15 protein-coding genes are annotated in these 15,733 nt (G+C 67.9%); 11 read left to right on the top strand and 4 right to left on the bottom strand.

Features of this window, described 5'->3' with window-relative positions; translation table 11 throughout:
- The 4 genes from AC1D2F_RS21260 to AC1D2F_RS21245 all read left to right on the top strand — a co-directional run.
- The coding region (locus tag AC1D2F_RS21260) for a DNA polymerase III subunit gamma/tau domain-containing protein (RefSeq protein WP_476967654.1) at nt 1-1,529 on the top strand (1,529 nt) is incomplete at its 5' end.
- 51 nt (nt 1,530-1,580) lie between these two features.
- Nucleotides 1,581-2,180: a recombination mediator RecR gene (recR, locus tag AC1D2F_RS21255; protein WP_090579574.1), complete on the top strand. Its 600-nt coding sequence runs from the start codon at nt 1,581-1,583 to the stop codon at nt 2,178-2,180.
- A 7-nt stretch (nt 2,181-2,187) separates the two neighbouring features.
- Nucleotides 2,188-3,507: a GNAT family N-acetyltransferase gene (locus AC1D2F_RS21250; RefSeq protein WP_476967653.1), complete on the top strand. Its 1,320-nt coding sequence runs from the start codon at nt 2,188-2,190 to the stop codon at nt 3,505-3,507.
- Between the two features lie 67 nt (nt 3,508-3,574).
- Nucleotides 3,575-4,933, top strand: coding sequence for an aspartate kinase (locus AC1D2F_RS21245; RefSeq protein WP_229996177.1), 1,359 nt, complete (start codon nt 3,575-3,577; stop codon nt 4,931-4,933).
- 199 nt (nt 4,934-5,132) lie between these two features.
- On the opposite strand, the gene AC1D2F_RS21240 is transcribed toward AC1D2F_RS21245, so the two are convergent.
- Together AC1D2F_RS21240 and AC1D2F_RS21235 are read right to left on the bottom strand one after the other, a co-directional pair.
- A complete protein-coding gene (locus AC1D2F_RS21240) occupies nt 5,133-5,327 on the bottom strand; it encodes a hypothetical protein (protein WP_043423475.1) in 195 nt (64 codons plus the stop codon).
- Nucleotides 5,328-5,470: 143 nt separating this feature from the next.
- On the bottom strand, nt 5,471-5,695 hold the full coding sequence (locus tag AC1D2F_RS21235; RefSeq protein WP_229996176.1) for a hypothetical protein: 225 nt from the start codon (nt 5,693-5,695) through the stop codon (nt 5,471-5,473).
- Nucleotides 5,696-5,822: 127 nt separating this feature from the next.
- Here AC1D2F_RS21235 and AC1D2F_RS21230 point away from each other — a divergent pair, with 127 nt between their 5' ends.
- Genes AC1D2F_RS21230 through AC1D2F_RS21215 form a run of 4 tightly spaced genes read left to right on the top strand, consistent with a single transcriptional unit; the run spans nt 5,823 to nt 8,294 of the window.
- Nucleotides 5,823-6,293, top strand: a complete 471-nt coding sequence (locus tag AC1D2F_RS21230; protein ID WP_229996178.1) for a MarR family winged helix-turn-helix transcriptional regulator — start codon at nt 5,823-5,825, stop codon at nt 6,291-6,293.
- Between the two features lie 27 nt (nt 6,294-6,320).
- Nucleotides 6,321-6,935, top strand: a complete 615-nt coding sequence (locus AC1D2F_RS21225) for a serine protease inhibitor (protein ID WP_476967652.1) — start codon at nt 6,321-6,323, stop codon at nt 6,933-6,935.
- 4 nt (nt 6,936-6,939) lie between these two features.
- On the top strand, nt 6,940-7,905 hold the full coding sequence (locus tag AC1D2F_RS21220) for a 3-methyladenine DNA glycosylase (protein WP_476967651.1): 966 nt from the start codon (nt 6,940-6,942) through the stop codon (nt 7,903-7,905).
- Entirely contained in the window at nt 7,902-8,294 is a 393-nt protein-coding gene (locus tag AC1D2F_RS21215; RefSeq protein WP_476967650.1) for a serine protease inhibitor, read from the top strand. Before AC1D2F_RS21220 ends, AC1D2F_RS21215 begins: the two co-directional genes overlap by 4 nt.
- A 143-nt stretch (nt 8,295-8,437) precedes the next feature.
- Here the strand turns inward: AC1D2F_RS21215 and AC1D2F_RS21210 are convergent, their stop codons facing one another.
- Nucleotides 8,438-11,572 (bottom strand): S8 family serine peptidase, encoded by a 3,135-nt coding sequence (locus AC1D2F_RS21210; protein ID WP_476967649.1) that lies wholly within the window; start codon nt 11,570-11,572, stop codon nt 8,438-8,440.
- A gap of 341 nt (nt 11,573-11,913) precedes the next feature.
- Nucleotides 11,914-12,099 (bottom strand): hypothetical protein, encoded by a 186-nt coding sequence (locus AC1D2F_RS21205; RefSeq protein WP_091564988.1) that lies wholly within the window; start codon nt 12,097-12,099, stop codon nt 11,914-11,916.
- A gap of 277 nt (nt 12,100-12,376) precedes the next feature.
- Between AC1D2F_RS21205 and purS the strand changes: the two genes are divergently transcribed.
- From purS to purL, 3 genes are read left to right on the top strand one after another with little or no spacing between them, the layout of a single operon-like run.
- Nucleotides 12,377-12,628 (top strand): phosphoribosylformylglycinamidine synthase subunit PurS, encoded by a 252-nt coding sequence (gene purS, locus AC1D2F_RS21200; RefSeq protein ID WP_018776110.1) that lies wholly within the window; start codon nt 12,377-12,379, stop codon nt 12,626-12,628.
- A gap of 1 nt (nt 12,629) precedes the next feature.
- Nucleotides 12,630-13,388 carry a phosphoribosylformylglycinamidine synthase subunit PurQ gene (purQ, locus tag AC1D2F_RS21195; protein WP_229995927.1) on the top strand — a complete coding sequence of 253 codons (759 nt, stop codon included), beginning with the start codon at nt 12,630-12,632 and terminating at the stop codon, nt 13,386-13,388.
- Nucleotides 13,385-15,718, top strand: coding sequence for a phosphoribosylformylglycinamidine synthase subunit PurL (gene purL / locus AC1D2F_RS21190; RefSeq protein WP_364746114.1), 2,334 nt, complete (start codon nt 13,385-13,387; stop codon nt 15,716-15,718). Before purQ ends, purL begins: the two co-directional genes overlap by 4 nt.
- Nucleotides 15,719-15,733 lie beyond the last annotated feature (15 nt).

The following is a 15,733-nucleotide window of genomic DNA, read 5'->3' as shown; positions in this document are numbered from 1 at the left end:
CCGCTGCACCGGCCGCCGCTGCGCGCACCGAGCCTGCCGGGAATGGCCTGGCGCCTGCCGCGGCTCCCAGCCCTGCTCCCGGTCCTGCCGCCGGCCCAGKCGCCGACGTGGAGGTTTTGCGCCGCGCGTGGCCCGAAATCCTGCAAACACTCACCAAGATCAAGCGCAGCACCTGGGCACTGGTGGAACCCAATGCCCAAGTCGGCCATTTCGAAGACCACGTCCTGACCCTCGCGTTCACCACCACGGGGCTGGCGGGGGCTTTCGGCCGGGCCGACCACGCCGACAACCTCCGGCAGGCGATCCACAAGACGATCGGCATCGATTGCCAGATCCGGGCCGTGTCCGGCAGCAGCAACAGTCCAGCGAGCTCTGAGCCAAACCCAAAAGCGCCGGCTAGCCCGGAGACTCCGGCAACGACGGCAACGTATGCATCATCGGCCGACGTCGCCTGGGGCCTGAGCCCGGCCCCCCAGCCGCCCGAATCTCCGGCGAACGAAACCTCTGTTGCCATCCCGGCTGGGGCACCCGCCCAGACCCACGTTCCCGCCGCTTCACAGCCGGCGACGCAATCCACCCTGGCCCCCACCAGGGCCGCGCCGGCTCCCAACGACGAGGCTCCCAAGGCAGCGCCGGTGCCGGAACTGCAGGTGCCTGCCCCTGCAGCCCAGGCTCAGGTCCGCACGGCCGAGCCATCCGTCGAACCGGGCGGGCCGTCGGAGGCGTCCGGGTCCTATGCCGACCCTGATGAAGACTGGGGACCGCCCCGGGACGAGGACGCCCCGCCGCTGGACGAAGAACCACCCCTGGATTGGGATCCTTCACCCGCCGCCACGCCGCGCCGCCCCGAGCCCGCAGCAGCGGCAGCGGCTCCAGCCCGCAAGTCCCCGGCCGCGCCGGGGACCAAGGCTGCCGGCTCTCCCGCCGGGACACCGGACGCGGGCCAGGACGCGTCGGCTGATGCGTGGGCCCGCGCCGTCGAGCAGTCACCGGGCGTCTGGACGGTCGGAACAGATTCGAACCTCGGCCGGTACACGGGTCCGGATGTCGAGCCCTCGGCACCCGAGCCTGAGCCGGCGCCAGTGCACTACGAGCCGGCGACGGCACAGATCCCGGCGTATGCGGGCGTGGTGTCCGCTCCGTCCGGACTGACCTCGGACCACCCTGCCCGCGCCGAAGCGGCGCCGGCCGTCGCGGAAGCTGTTGCGCCGCGCGTGGCTGCCGCTGCCGCCGCTGCAGTCGCGGATGCTGTTGCGGTGACCGCTGCTCCGGAGGCTGCCGCCCCGGCAGGCCGGCAGAGCCTATACCAGCGGCTGTCGAACAGTCCCGAGGCCGAGGCCGGGCGGGCGAAAGCCCCCACCCGCGCTGCTGCCGCAACCACCGTGTACGTACAGGACATCCCGAGCGCCGACGACGAAACGATCGAGGAATCGGGCGTCTTCGGCCGGGCCGCCGTCGAGCGTATTTTGGGCGGGAAACTGGTAGAGGAACGCTCCCTGGATGGAAGCCCGCTGCCGCCCCGCTTCTAGCAGACCCCCTGCCGGCTGGCCCCGGCCCCACTCCAAACGAACGAGGACATTGTGTATGAAGGCGCAGTTCAAGAGCTGATCGACGAGCTCGGACGCCTTCCCGGAGTGGGGCCAAAGTCAGCCCAGCGGCTGGCCTTCCACATCCTCGAGGCGGATCCCCAGGACATGAAGCGGCTCGTCGATGCCATCACCACTGTGAAAGAACGGGTCAAATTCTGCACGGTGTGCGGGAACGTGACGGAGCAGGAACTGTGCAACATCTGCCGCGACCCGCGCCGGGATCCCTCGGTGATCTGCGTCGTCGAAGAATCTAAGGACGTCCTGGCGGTCGAGCGCACGCGGTCGTTCCGCGGCAGGTACCACGTGCTGGGCGGCGCGATTAATCCAATCGCCGGCATCGGTCCGGAACAGCTCCGGATCCGTGAGCTGCTGACCCGGCTCAACGACGGCGCCATCCAGGAAATCATCATCGCCACCGACCCCAATCTGGAGGGCGAGGCCACCGCCACGTATCTTGCCCGGATGCTCAAGTCGATCGGCATCGCCGTCACCCGGCTCGCTTCCGGCCTGCCCGTGGGCGGGGATCTGGAATACGCCGACGAAGTCACCCTCGGCAGGGCCTTCGAAGGCCGCCGCAACGCGCTGAGCTGACGGCCTTGTGGCAGCCGCAGGCAGCTACACCCCGGCGCCGCTCCTCACCGAGCGTTTGCTGTTGCGTCCGTTGACAGCGGACGACGCCGGCGCCCTGCTCCGATTCCGCGCCCATCCGGCGGCGACGCGGTACCTGTCCCACGGTCCGCTTACCCCGGCGCAGAACCACGCCCGGCTCGAGCAGGCGCTGTCCGCGGCGGCAGCCTCTACTGCCGAGTGGTTTCACTTCGGCTGGGCGATCGAACTGCGGGCCACCGGAGAAATCGTTGGGGACGGCCGGACCTGGAACACGGAGGAGCCCCCGGCGCCCGGCCGGATTCCCGCTGAGGCAGCCAGCCTGGGCTACGTTCTGCACCCGGACCACCACGGGGTCGGGCTCGGCCGGGAGGCCGCGAGCGCCCTGGTCGACTGGCTTTTCAGCGCCCGCGGCAGCGGGACCATTTTCGCGGGGGTCTACGAGCCTAATCTTCCCTCGCGCAGGCTGCTGGAGGGCTTGGGCTTCCGGAAGGACCGCTTTTCTTCCCGGTTGCCGAGGACACAGCGGGAAAGCAGCTGCCGTCCTGGCGCTACAGGCTGGACCGCGGCTAGCTGTACTGCGCCTGGGAGCTGCCGGCACAGGTGGCAGTGCCGCGGACCAGGGCTGCCGCTCCTCCCGATTCCCCTCCGGGCCCAATGGACATGTCCCCGCATCCCTCCCCCTGGCCCAGCCCCAGCCCCAAGCCCGGCGGACGTGCCCAGCGCCCGCGCCCAGGACTGGACACAATGCCCTGATGCCCACTCCTGCCTGCCAAGAATGAGCATGTCCCGCGGAACGGGAGAGCATGTCCACCACCCACCCGCGCTTCCCCAACCGGACCAGTGGACATGTCCAGCGCCCAGCCCCAAGCCCAGCGGACATGTCCAGCGCCCAGCCCCAAGCCCGGCGGACATGCCCAGTGCCCGCGCCCAGGAATGGACACAATGCCCTGATGCCCACTCCTGCCTGCCAAGAATGAGCATGTCCCGCGGAACGGGAGAGCATGTCCACTACCCACCGCGCTCCCCAACCGGACCAGCGGACATGTCCAGCACTCCGCCCCAAGCCCGGCGGACATGTCCAGCGCCCAGCCCCAAGCCCGGCGGACATGTCCAGTGTCCGCGCCCAGGACTGGACACAATGCCCTCATGCCCACTCCTGCCTGCCAAGAATGAGCATGTCCCGCGGAACGGGAGAGCATGTCCACTCCTGGCTGCCATCACGGGGCATGTCCGGTGGAGAGAGGCCCGGAGTGTCTGCCATTCGGTCACAATTCAACGGCGCGGGCGGCACGGCGATAAACTGGGGTGAGAAGTTACGCCGTCGCGCCGTTTGGTTGCCTGGCCCAGAACCCCGATGATCCAGTGAGGGTGCGCGAATGAGTTTGCCCACTACCGAAGTCCAGCCCGGATCGCAGCCGCAGACGCTGCCCGTCTCGGCCGCCGCCACCAAGCACCTTGTCGTGAAGAAATTTGGCGGGTCCTCGGTGGCGGACGCGGAGGGCATCAAGCGCGTCGCCCGGAGGGTCGTGGACGCCCAAAACGCCGGCGACGAGGTGGTGGTGGTGGTTTCCGCCATGGGCGACACCACCGATGAGCTCCTTGACCTCGCCAGCCAGGTGACCGATTCCGCCCCCGCCCGTGAGATGGACATGCTCCTTTCTGCAGGCGAACGCATCTCCATGGCGCTGCTGGCCATGGCCATCAACAAGTTCGGCGCCTCGGCCCAGTCGTTCACCGGGTCCCAGGCCGGCATGATCACCGACGGCATCCACGGCAAGGCCCGGATCATCGACGTCGACCCGCACCGCATCCGCACCGCCCTGGACAAGGGGCACATCGCGATTGTGGCCGGCTTCCAGGGCATGAGCCACGCCACGAACGAGATCACGACGCTTGGGCGCGGCGGTTCGGACACGACGGCGGTGGCCCTCGCCGCGGCGCTCGACGCCGATGTGTGCGAGATCTTCACCGACGTCGACGGCGTCTACACGGCCGATCCGCGCGTCGTGGCGTCGGCCCGGAAGATCGACCGCATCTCCAGCGAGGAAATGCTGGAGCTGGCCGCTTCCGGCGCTAAGATTCTTCACCTGCGCTGCGTCGAATATGCCCGCCGCTTTGGGGTGCCCCTGCACGTCCGTTCCTCATTCAGCCAGAACGAAGGCACCTGGGTCCTGCCCGGCGCCGACGACAAGATCACGACTCAAGAGGGAGTTGCCTTGGAGCAGCCAATCATCTCCGGTGTTGCACACGACCGTTCCGAAGCCAAAGTCACGGTTGTCGGCGTACCGGACATCCCCGGCAAGGCTGCGGCGATCTTCCAGGTCATCGCGGACGCCCACTCGAACATCGACATGATCGTCCAGAACGTCTCCACACACGGCACCGGCCGGACCGATATCTCCTTCACCCTCCCGATCGTCGAGGGCGCCGAGGCTCTGGCCGCCCTGCACGCCGCGCAGGACCGGATCGGCTTCGAGAGCATCGAATACAACGAGAAGATCGGCAAGCTCTCGCTGATCGGCGCCGGCATGCGCTCGCACCCGGGCGTTTCCGCGCGATTCTTCGCGGCCCTCTCCGAGGCCGGCATCAACATCAACATGATCTCCACCTCGGAGATCCGGATCTCCGTGGTCACCCACGCCGATCTGCTCGACGACGCCGTCCGGGCCATCCACAGGGCGTTTGACCTCGACAGCGAGGACGAGGCCACGGTCTACGGCGGCACCGGCCGCTAGCCGAGCCGAAGCTTGTCGGGCGGGATCCCGGAGCGCACAGAGATATGGGGAAGGGAGCGGCGCTTGCCGCTCCCTTCCCCACATCTGCCCGAATCCGGCCGCATCCCCCCGTTTCGGGCCGCAATCCAACGGCCGCACGCGGCCGCCCCGCAGCACCGGGATCCCCCCGGCACCTATGGGATGGGCGCAGCGGGCCTGCTCAGACCTCTTCTTTCCCGAGATCCGTTTTCCGGACAGCGTAGTGGTGTCCCTGGTCGTCCGTCTCGACCTCGAAGCCTGCCAGGTCGTCTTCCGAGGCGTGCTCGAAGTCATCGTGCTTGTGAACTACAGGCGCCGCGGTGTCGCCTCGATTTGCGGGCCCGAACAGGAGCCGCAGCTTGTCGGTCTTTTCCATGAAAGCTCTGACAGCACGTGTCACTAGTCCCACCCCCTTTCCTCGTCCCGGATGGTTCAGGATGCTGCACAGCGGTGTGGCAGTGCCCTCATTTTACGCCCGGCGGCGGGAAATGGCCCGGGCGCGGTGCCGCGAAAAGGGACCTAGCGCAGGGATTTGTCGTCAGGATTTCGGGGCACCACATAGGTGCTGCCATCGGGCCGGTGCAAGGTCTCCCACTGTTCAGTTTCGGCCTGCCGCATTGCCAGCAGCCGCCTGTTCTGGTCGGTCATCTCGTGGCCGAGTGAACTGCGGTTGGCCGGGCCGAACACGGCCCGGAACTTCCCGGTGGCCCGCATGAACCTCTCGACGGCGTTTTCCTTGGCCATGGCTATCCTTCCCTGGGAACAAGACAATGCTCCCAGTGTACGCTAATCATTAGTGCACTAATCATTCAAAGGAGTCGGTGTGACCGAAGGAACCCCAGCAATCCAGGGCGGGCACGTCACGCAGGGCGTGCAGGAAGCCCGGGCAGCGGAGGACGACCTCCTGCTGGAACAACAGCTCTGCTTCGCCCTGACGGTAGCCTCCCGAAGCGTCGTGGGCGCCTACAAACCCGTCCTGGACCAGCTCGGCCTGACGCACCCGCAGTACCTCGTCATGTTGTGCCTTTGGGAAGCAAGCCCGCGGTCCGTCCGCGACATCAGCGAGGCCCTGGCCCAGGAGCCGGCAACCATCTCGCCGCTGCTGCGCCGCCTCGAGACCGCCGGTTTCATCACCCGCCAGCGGATGGAAGGCAACGAGCGCACCCTCGATGTCCGGCTGACGCCGCGCGGAGCCGCCCTTCGGGAGCAAGCCACCGAAGTCCCGGGCATCATGATGGCCCGGCTGGGCCTGACGCGTGAACAGGTCGGCCAGCTGCACGCGACCATGATGGACCTGATCGCCGCCACCCGGCCAGGCCCGGACGACGCGCCCCGGCGGTAGACTGGGCAAAACAGAGGAGGACTGCTGATGCGCACGCAATCGGGCCGCCCGGCACTTGTCCTGGCGGCCGTCCTGATGGCCGTGGCCGGACTGGCCGCCTGCACGCCGAACGGCGGGCCAACACCTTCTCCCTCCACCAGCACGACGTCGGGCGCCCCCTCCACCCCCTCGCCAACAGCCCCGTCCGGCTCCCCGTCGCCAGACACAGAGACGACGTCCCCGGCACCCGCACCCTCCGCGGAGCCGCTGCCGTCCGGCCCCGGGCAGGGGAACGCCGAGCTCGCCATCATGATCAAACCGGCCGAGACCGCTACCGCGACCAACTTCACGCTCGTCTGCCAGAACGGGGCTCCTGCGGCCGAGAGCCAGCATCCCAACCCCGCCGCAGCGTGCATCGCCATCAAGAACAATCCGTCCATTCTCAACCCGGTTCCCGCCGGCAAGAACCAAGTCTGCACCCAGCAGGCGCCCGCTATCCAAGGCGGCCAGCAAATGATCTACGGCGGCCCGCAAACGGCGACGGTCACCGGCGTCGTGGACGGACACCAGGTTCAGGTCAGCTTCAGCCAGAAGGACGGCTGTGAAATCGCCGCCTGGAACGCCGCCAAGGACGTCCTGGGCTCATCCGGCGGGGCGAACTAAGCCCTTGCACCTCCAGCAGGAAGAGTGGCTGCCACGCCAGGCCGCCCACGTCCAACGCGTCCGCCGCTATGCGGATCCCTACCTCGAGCGGCGCTCCGCCGGCCGGAAGCACCCGGTGGAGGACTTCCTCTTCACCTACTACACCCAGAAGCCCGGACAGCTGCTGCGCTGGCACCCGGGCGCCGGCGTCGTGCTCTCCGGCCCCGAGACTGCGGCGCGGACCGGGTGGAAGTATTACCGCGCGGCCGACGGCGCCGAACTCGCGGCCGCCGGACTGCCGGCAGGGTCGCCCGCGGTGACTGTCGACGTCGGCGCCTTCCTGAGGGACCGACGGGAGGCACTGCAGTTCGCCGGGATCATCCTCGCCGCGACCGCCGCGCGGCCGGCCCAGTTCGGCTGCTTCGGGCTGCACGAGTGGGCCATGGTCTACCGGCAGGACAAATTCGACCTCCGGCACGAGTACCTGCAGTTGCGGCTGGGGTCCGGGCGCACCGACGAGGTGGTGGAGGAGAACCGGATCCGGTGTTCGCACTTCGACGCCTTCCGCTTCTATACGCCGGACGCCGTTCCGCTAAACAGCATGGTCCCCAGCAGGGAGAACCAGCGGGCCATGGATCAGCCGGGCTGCCTGCACGCCAACATGGACCTCTACAAGTGGGCCTACAAGCTTTCCCCGCTGCTGCCCAGCGAGCTGGTCATGGACTGTTTCGAACTGTCGTGGCGGATCCGGGCCATGGACATGCAGGCCTCGCCCTACGACCTCGCCGACTGGGGGTACCCGGCCATCCGGATCGAGACACCGGAGGGCAAGGCCGAGTACGTTGACTATCAGCGGGCGTTCGCGGCCGAGTCACAGCAGCTCCGGGAGCGGCTCCTGCAGGAGCTGACGCCGCTGCTCAACGCCGCGGCCGGGACCGCGCCCACCACCGGAGGCCCGGAGCCGGACAACAGCCTGAAGGGACCGTCATGACAGACACAGCCAGCCCCGAAAATGCCCGCCACGACCCTAACGGCGTCGATCTGACCATCCGCATCACCGAGGCTCCCGGTGCGCCGGAATACACGTTCAGGCTGGAAGCCGGCGACGGCGTCCCCTCCGCCGCCTCCACCCTGCCCGATCCGGCCGCAGCCCTTGAGGCCGTCCGGCGCCACGGCGAGGCCATCTTCTTCCCGAAGCCGGGGCCGCCGCGGCTGTGCACGCAGCAGTACGGCGGCCCGCAGACCGCCGTCGTGACCGGCTGGTACCTCGGACGCGAGGTCAATAGCCGCTTCAGCCGGACCGACGGCTGCGAGATCGCCCGCTGGCGCGCCATGGCGCCGCTGCTCGGCGGCACCGTTGGGTCCACGGGCGCCATCTGACGTTTCCGGGCGTGCCGCCCGGCCCCTGCGCCCGATGCCCTACCCCGCCGCGGCCGGGCCCGCTCTGGTCCGCGGCGGCTTAAACGGCAACGGCCGGCGGTGTGAGCCGCCGGCCGTTGCCGTTTCCTAGTGAGGGTTTCTGCCTAGATGGCGTTGTTCGAGGCGTTGGACTGATCGCTGTTCTGGATCTTGCCCTGGTCCTCCGAGGTCGGCGGGACCACGACGGCCCCGGCCGGGCTCACCAGCACCGTTACGAACGTGGGATCGCTGGCACCGGCGAAAGTGACCCGGCCGATGTACGAACCGGCCTCCAGCCCTTCCCAGCTCAGCGTGACCTTGCCGGCCTTGCCGTTGGCGAGCCGAAGCGGGGTCGGGTTCAGCGATGCCTTGCCCACCACCTTGCCCAGCACGGCGGCGTCGACAGAGGCCTTGGCGGGCTTGTTGTTCGGGCTCGCGTACAGGTTGGCGTAGATCGTGTACTTGCCCGGTTTCGGGTTGGGGATGGACACCGATTCGCTCGCCGATGACGTCGCGACCGTCAGCGGGCCGCTCGGGGTCATGACGTACATGTCGAAGTCAGCGTTCGGGTCCGCGGAAATGACCGAGAACTTGGCCAGAGGGGCTCCGGCCTCGACTGTGACGCTCTTGACGAGGTTCGAGGCATCCGTGCGTGCCGTGAACGGGCCCGGGACGAGCTCGACGGCCGTGGAGTCTGCCTTCGAGAGTCCGTCGAGGGTCATGTTGATCGGCGAGCTGGTGCCGGAGACCACCTTGATGGCGCCCGAACCGCTGCCCCCCTCGGAGGTGAAGGCAACATCGGACAAGGCCACGACCGACTGCGGCCGGACCGCGATCGGCGACGCCACGTTCTTGTTGGCGCCCTGCCAGGTCAGCGAACCGGTCGCGAACTTGCCCAGGGGTGCGCCCTGATTCTCAAAGGAGACCTTGAACGTGCGCTTTTCGCCGGCGGCGCTGAAGTTCAGAACGGCCGGGGTCACGGTGACCTTGATGCCGGGAACATTGAAGTTGGCCTTGTAGACCCCCGGCGTCAGGGCGGTCAGCGTGCGGGTGACCTCGATCTTCCCGGCCAGGTTGCCCAGGGCGAAGGACGGGAGGTTCATGTCCCGCGGCTGGGTGGTGCCGACTCCCGGGATGGGGGAATCGAAGCCCGTGCCGTTGATGAACGCCAGGTAGTCATCCGTGGTGGCGTCGTAGACCAGGCCCGGATCCAGCACGCGGGCCGGGTCCACCTGGCCCGCGCCGGTGGCGAACACATCGGTGTTCTTGGATCCGTCGGCGTTCACAACGTCGCTGGTGGTGGTCATCATCGCGGACTTGACCGTCGCCGGGGACCATGCGGGGTTCTTGGCGAGGATCAGCGCGCCGAAGCCGGCCACGTGCGGGGACGCCATGGAGGTGCCGGAGAGGAAACCGAAGTTGTCTCCTCCGGTGCCGATCGGTGAAACGCCGGCCAGCACGGCCACGCCGGGCGCCGCGACGTCAGGCTTGAGGAGGTCCGAGCCGGCAGCGAGCAGCGGGCCGCGGGAGGAGAACCCAGCAATCTGCGGCTGCGCCTCGAGGGGCAGCCCGGTGGTGTCCTTGTTGACCAGGGAAACCGTGATGGCCGGGTGGGCCGTGACCTTGGCCTTGATGGCCTCGGTGGCGGGCGGGTTCACGTGGACGGTGGGGACCGAGTGCTTGTCCGTGTCCAGCGAGGAGTTGGTCAGGTTGACGAGGATCATGCCGACGCCGCCGCCGCGCTTGACCTCGGCGCTCTTTGCGACGCGGTCAACGACGCCGCGGTCACAGACCACAACTTTGCCGGCGATCTTCGCCGGGTCCAGCGTGTCGGGGCCGCACAAAGCCGAGCTGGTGCTCCCGGCTGCTGCGTTGGCTGCCAGGACGACGCCGGCGTTGGAGACCTGGCCGTTCATGATGCTGGCGCCGCGGTACTTGCTGCCGTCGGAGAACTCGACCGTGCCCTGCAGTTCCTGCGAGAAGCTGCTGGCGGCGACCGTGGTCAGCCAGGGCGCGCCGTGATTGACGGTGCTGGCGGTCGGGCCGGAGTTGCCGGCGGAGACGGCGACGAAGATCCCGGCCGAGGCGGCGGACAGGAACGCCAGGGAGACCGGGTCCGTGGTGGTGTCCGTGGCGCCGGAGATGGAGTAGTTCAGGACGTCCACGCCGTCCTCGATGGCGCTCTCGATCGCATCGACGGACGCTGACGAGTAGCACCCGCCGGAGTTGGGATCGTTGTCTTCCCAGCAGACCTTGTAAACGGACAGCTTTGCGGCCGGCGCGATGCCGCTGGTCTGGCCGAAGCTCCGGCCGTCAACCATGGCTTCGACGTCGGCGTTTCCGGCAGCCGTGCTGGCGGTGTGGGTTCCATGGCTGGCGGCGTCGACCGGGGACAGCCGTTCGCCCGGGTCCCAGGCTTCCGGCGGGACAGTGGCCTCGAAGGCGTCGCTGAAGTAGCGGGCGCTCAGGACCTTGGAGTTGCAGGCGGTGCCGTCGAAGTCGGTACCGGTCTGGCACTCGCCCGTGAAGAATTCGCCGTCGGCTTTCAGCATCTGGATCTTGCCGTCCGCGGTGCGGTACGGCACGCCGACGACGGGATCTCCGGTGAGCGGCTTGACCTCCTCGCCGGCGAAGTAGGCGCTGGAGGGGGTGTATCCGGTGTCGATGACACCGACCACGACGCCCTTGCCGGCCGCGTCTTTGCCGCCGAACTTGGTGTTCCACGTGCCGTTGGGCCCGCTGAGCTTGAGGAAGTCGGTGCTGGAGTAGTCGGGTGCGTTCTGCGTGTCCGGCGCGACCACCAGGACCGAGGGGTCCTTGGCCAGCTTCAGGGCCTGGTCCGCCGTCAGCTGGGCGCTGAAGCCGTTGAGGGCTGCCGTGAACTGGCGCTGCATCTTGACGCCCTGCTGGCCGGCCACCTGGGCCTGCCGCTGTTCCAGATGCGCCGTGTACTGCTTGACTTCAGCCCTGTTGGCATCGAGCTTCTTGCCGGCTGCAGGCTTGGTGGCCGGCATCCCGGCCGTCCCGCCGTCGTAGGTTGCGGACGGCTTTTCCGCCAGGACCACAATGTAGCGGCCGTCCTTATAGTTGTTCGGATCAACATTCTTCTGTGCGACCCCGGCTACGGCCGGGCCTTGCGCCGGGGCCGCGTTGGCGGGGGCGATCGCGATGCTGGACAGAAGAACCGGCAAGCCCAGGGTCAGTGCCGCGGCCCTCCGGAGTCCCCCGCTTCGAAGGAAGCTCTTTCCTGGTGATGTCACGAGTGTTTGAACCTTTCGTAAAGGAACGGCCCGGCTTCAATACCGGGCCCAACGGACTGGCGGGAACTCACCGGGCGATCGCCCGGCCTGCCCCGACGGATACCAGCCGATTCATACAGTACAGACTGAGAGCGAGATATGACATAGACCACAAGGAGGTATTTAAAATTTGTCATGCAGTACGACACGATGCGATGGCGGAGCTCATGACCTGCGYCAATTGGCGCCTTCGGCCCGCACGGACCCACACGGGTGCGCACCCCTGCGGCACCTCGGCGAGGGAGGACGCGGCCACTAATGGTCCGGGGCCACCGCTGGCCTACGGGCGGCCTACCGCTGGCCTACTTGCGCGGAGTCCGGACGACGTCGCTGATCCATGCTCGGGTCTTCTCATCCAGGGGACCGGCCACCTTGGACGCCCTCGCCGCACGGTCGGCCTTGATCTTCTGCAGGACCATCCGGCCAAGCCCGGCGAACACTGCAACGGCCACAACAGATAACACCACGGATTTCGGTTTCTCAGCCATGGGCACATCCTACTGACCCGCGGCAGCCCGGACCATAGGCCGCAGCCGCCCCGGCGACGCCATTTCTCCAGTTCAACGACCTGCCGTTGGGGCCGCGTTCACACTCCCAGCTTCGAATACGGCCGGACGCACCGAGGCCGGTAGAATGGGCATGCAAGCTCGCGGAGCGCCCTTTCTCGTTGTATTCACCAAGCAGTCCTCAACACACAGCGGATCGGCGTGAGACGGCACCACTCCGCTGCGCCCTTACCCAACGCTCACGCACAGGAGTTGCCGGATGCCCCGGATCGTTGTCGACGTCATGCCCAAGCCCGAGATTCTGGACCCGCAGGGGAAGGCCATCGTCGGTGCTCTGCCCCGGCTGGGCTTTACCGCTTTCAGCTCTGTCCGCCAGGGCAAGCGCTTTGAACTCACGGTCGACGGCGAGGTGACCGAGGAGATCCTGGCCCAGGCCCGCGACGCCGCGGAGACCCTGCTGTCCAACCCGGTCATCGAGGACGTCGTCAACGTCGAGGTCGTTGAGGCCTGAGATGACTGAACTCCCCCTGATCGGTGAGGCTGTTGCCGTCGCCGCGCACCCCCGGCTCGCCGGTGCGAAGATCGGCGTCGTCACCTTCCCCGGCACCCTGGACGACCGCGACGCCGCCCGTGCGGTCCGGCTGGCCGGCGCCACCCCGGTGGAACTCTGGCACGCCGGGACTACTTTGGGCGACGTTGACGCCGTCGTGATTCCCGGCGGTTTCTCCTACGGCGATTACCTCCGTGCCGGCGCCATCGCCCGCTTCGCGCCGCTGATGTCCAAAATCATCGACGCCGCCAACTCGCGTGCCTTGCTGCCCGTGCTGGGCATCTGCAACGGCTTCCAGATCCTGACCGAGTCGCACCTGCTGCCCGGCTCCATGATCAAGAACGATCACCTGAAGTTCATGTGCCGCGACCAGGTCCTGCGCGTGGAGAACAACACGACGGCCTGGACCGGGGACTACGCCGCCGGCCAGGAAATCACCGTGCCGCTGAAGAACCAGGACGGCCAGTACATCGCCGACGAGAAGACCCTCGATGCGCTCGAGGCGGAAGGCCGCGTCGTGTTCCGCTACGTCGGCTTCAACCCGAACGGCTCCCGCCGCGACATTGCCGGCATCTCCAACGCCGCAGGCAACGTGGTGGGCCTCATGCCGCACCCCGAGCACGCCGTGGAGGCCGGCTTCGGCCCCGAGATCGGCTCCGGCACCGAGGGCCTCGGGTTCTTCACCTCTGTCCTGAACAAAATCGTGGGAGACAACAAATGACGGACACACCCGCAGTGGCGGCGCCCGCGGAGACCGCCCGGAAGTTCAACATCGACACCGTCGAGAACGCGGCCAAGACGCCGGACACCGAACTCCCCTGGGCCGAACTGGGCCTGAAGCAGAACGAGTTCGACGAGGTCGTTAAGGTCCTGGGCCGCCGCCCCACCGGCGCGGAACTCGCCATGTACTCGGTGATGTGGAGCGAACACTGCTCTTACAAGTCCTCGAAGAACCACCTGCGCCAGTTCGGCGACAAGGTGACCGAGGAAATGAAGAAGGACATGCTCGTTGGCATCGGCGAGAACGCCGGTGTCACCAACCTGGGCGACGGCTGGGCTGTGACGTTCAAGATCGAGTCCCATAACTCACCGTCGTTCGTGGAGCCCTACCAGGGCGCCGCAACCGGCATCGGCGGCATTGTCCGCGACATCATCTCCATGGGCGCGCGCCCGGTGGCCGTGATGGATCCGCTGCGCTTCGGTGCGATCGACCACCCGGACACCGCCCGCGTCATGCACGGCGCCGTGGCCGGCATCGGCGGCTACGGCAACTCCCTGGGCCTGCCCAACATCGGCGGCGAGATGGTCTTCGACTCCGTGTACCAGGGCAACCCGCTGGTCAACGCCCTCGCCGTCGGCGTCATGCGACACGAGGACATCCGCCTCGCCAACGCTTCCGGCAAGGGCAACAAGGTGGTGCTGTTCGGTGCCCGCACCGGCGGCGACGGGATCGGCGGCGCCTCGGTGCTGGCTTCGGAGTCGTTCGATGACACCAAGCCGTCCAAGCGCCCGGCCGTCCAGGTGGGCGACCCCTTCGCCGAGAAGGTCCTGATCGAGTGCTGTCTGGAGCTGTTCAAGGGATCCCTGGTTGAAGGCATCCAGGACCTGGGCGCCGCGGGCATTTCCTGCGCCACGTCCGAGCTCGCCTCCAACGGCGACGGCGGCATGGAGGTCGAGCTGACCTCCGTCCTGCTCCGCGACCCCACGCTGACCCCGGGCGAGATCCTGATGTCCGAGTCGCAGGAACGCATGATGGCCGTGGTCACCCCCGAGAACATCGCCGCGTTTGAAGCGGTCATGGACAAGTGGGCGGTGGAGTACTCCTGGCTGGGCGAAGTGACCGACACCGGCCGCCTCATCATCACGTGGGAAGGCGAAGTCATTGTCGACGTCGACCCGCGCACCGTGGCCCACGACGGCCCGGTCTACGACCGCCCGTACGCCCGCCCCGAATGGCAGGACGCCGTACAGGCCGACTCCTTCACCGGGTCCGTGCAGGATACCGGCCGTCCCTCCGCCCCCGCGGACCTGGCCGCCGCCATCACCGAGCTCGTCGCCTCGCCGAACATGTGCGACAAGTCCTGGATCACCAAGCAGTACGACCGCTACGTCGGCGGCAACACCGCCATGGCGTTCCCGGACGACGCCGGCGTGGTCCGGGTGGACGAGGAAACCGGCCTCGGCGTGGCCCTGGCCACCGATGCCAACGGCCGCTACACCTACCTCGATCCGTACCACGGCGCGCAACTGGCCCTTGCCGAGGCCTACCGGAACGTCGCCACCTCCGGCGCCGTTCCGATGGCCGTCAGCGACTGCCTGAACTTCGGCTCCCCCGAGGATCCCGACGTCATGTGGCAGCTGGCCGAAGCCATCCGCGGCCTGTCCGACGCCTGCATGGTCCTCGGCATCCCGGTCACCGGCGGCAACGTCTCGCTGTACAACCAGACCGGGACCACCCCCATCCACCCCTCCCCCGTGGTGGCTGTGCTGGGCAAGTTCGACGACGTCGCCCGCCGCACGCCGTCGGGCTGGAAGGAAGATGGCCAGGCCATCTACCTGCTGGGCACGACAGCGGCCGAGCTGGACGGTTCGGAATGGTCCAACATGCGCGGACACCTCGGCGGCCTGCCGCCCAAGGTTGACCTCGACGCCGAGCGCGAACTGGGGCAGATCCTGATCAACGCCTCCCGCGACGGCATGGTGGATTCCGCCCACGACCTCTCCGAAGGCGGCCTCGCTGCAGCCCTCGTGGAGTCGTCCCTGCGCTACGGCGTGGGCGCCCGGATCGCGCTGCAGGATGTCCTGGACCGCGACGGGGTGGACCTGTTCACGGCGCTGTTCTCCGAAACCCAGGGCCGCGCCGTCGTCGCTGTGCCCCGCTCGGAGGAAATCCGCTTCACGGACATGTGCACCGCCCGCGGCTTCGCGCACGTCCGGATCGGCGTCGTGGACGCCGAGGGCGGCACGCTGGAGATCAATGGCGTCGAAACCATGAGCCTCGACGCGCTCCGCGAAGCCCACGAGGCGACCCTGCCGAAGTACTTCGGCTAGTCCCCACCGCAGCCC

The organism is Arthrobacter sp. P1_B3, assembly GCF_056406615.1.
The sequence above is the reverse complement of the archived record's forward strand: the minus strand, read 5'-3'. Positions and strand labels throughout refer to the sequence as shown.

Coding starts and splice junctions, on each gene's coding strand:
- purS (WP_018776110.1), top strand. CDS start 12,377: ATGCCCCGGATCGTTGTCGACGTCATGCCCAAGCCCGAGATTCTGGAC.
- AC1D2F_RS21240 (WP_043423475.1), bottom strand. CDS start 5,327: ATGGAAAAGACCGACAAGCTGCGGCTCCTGTTCGGGCCCGCAAATCGA.
- AC1D2F_RS21215 (WP_476967650.1), top strand. CDS start 7,902: ATGACAGACACAGCCAGCCCCGAAAATGCCCGCCACGACCCTAACGGC.
- AC1D2F_RS21245 (WP_229996177.1), top strand. CDS start 3,575: ATGAGTTTGCCCACTACCGAAGTCCAGCCCGGATCGCAGCCGCAGACG.
- purQ (WP_229995927.1), top strand. CDS start 12,630: ATGACTGAACTCCCCCTGATCGGTGAGGCTGTTGCCGTCGCCGCGCAC.
- purL (WP_364746114.1), top strand. CDS start 13,385: ATGACGGACACACCCGCAGTGGCGGCGCCCGCGGAGACCGCCCGGAAG.
- AC1D2F_RS21205 (WP_091564988.1), bottom strand. CDS start 12,099: ATGGCTGAGAAACCGAAATCCGTGGTGTTATCTGTTGTGGCCGTTGCA.
- AC1D2F_RS21235 (WP_229996176.1), bottom strand. CDS start 5,695: ATGGCCAAGGAAAACGCCGTCGAGAGGTTCATGCGGGCCACCGGGAAG.
- AC1D2F_RS21225 (WP_476967652.1), top strand. CDS start 6,321: ATGCGCACGCAATCGGGCCGCCCGGCACTTGTCCTGGCGGCCGTCCTG.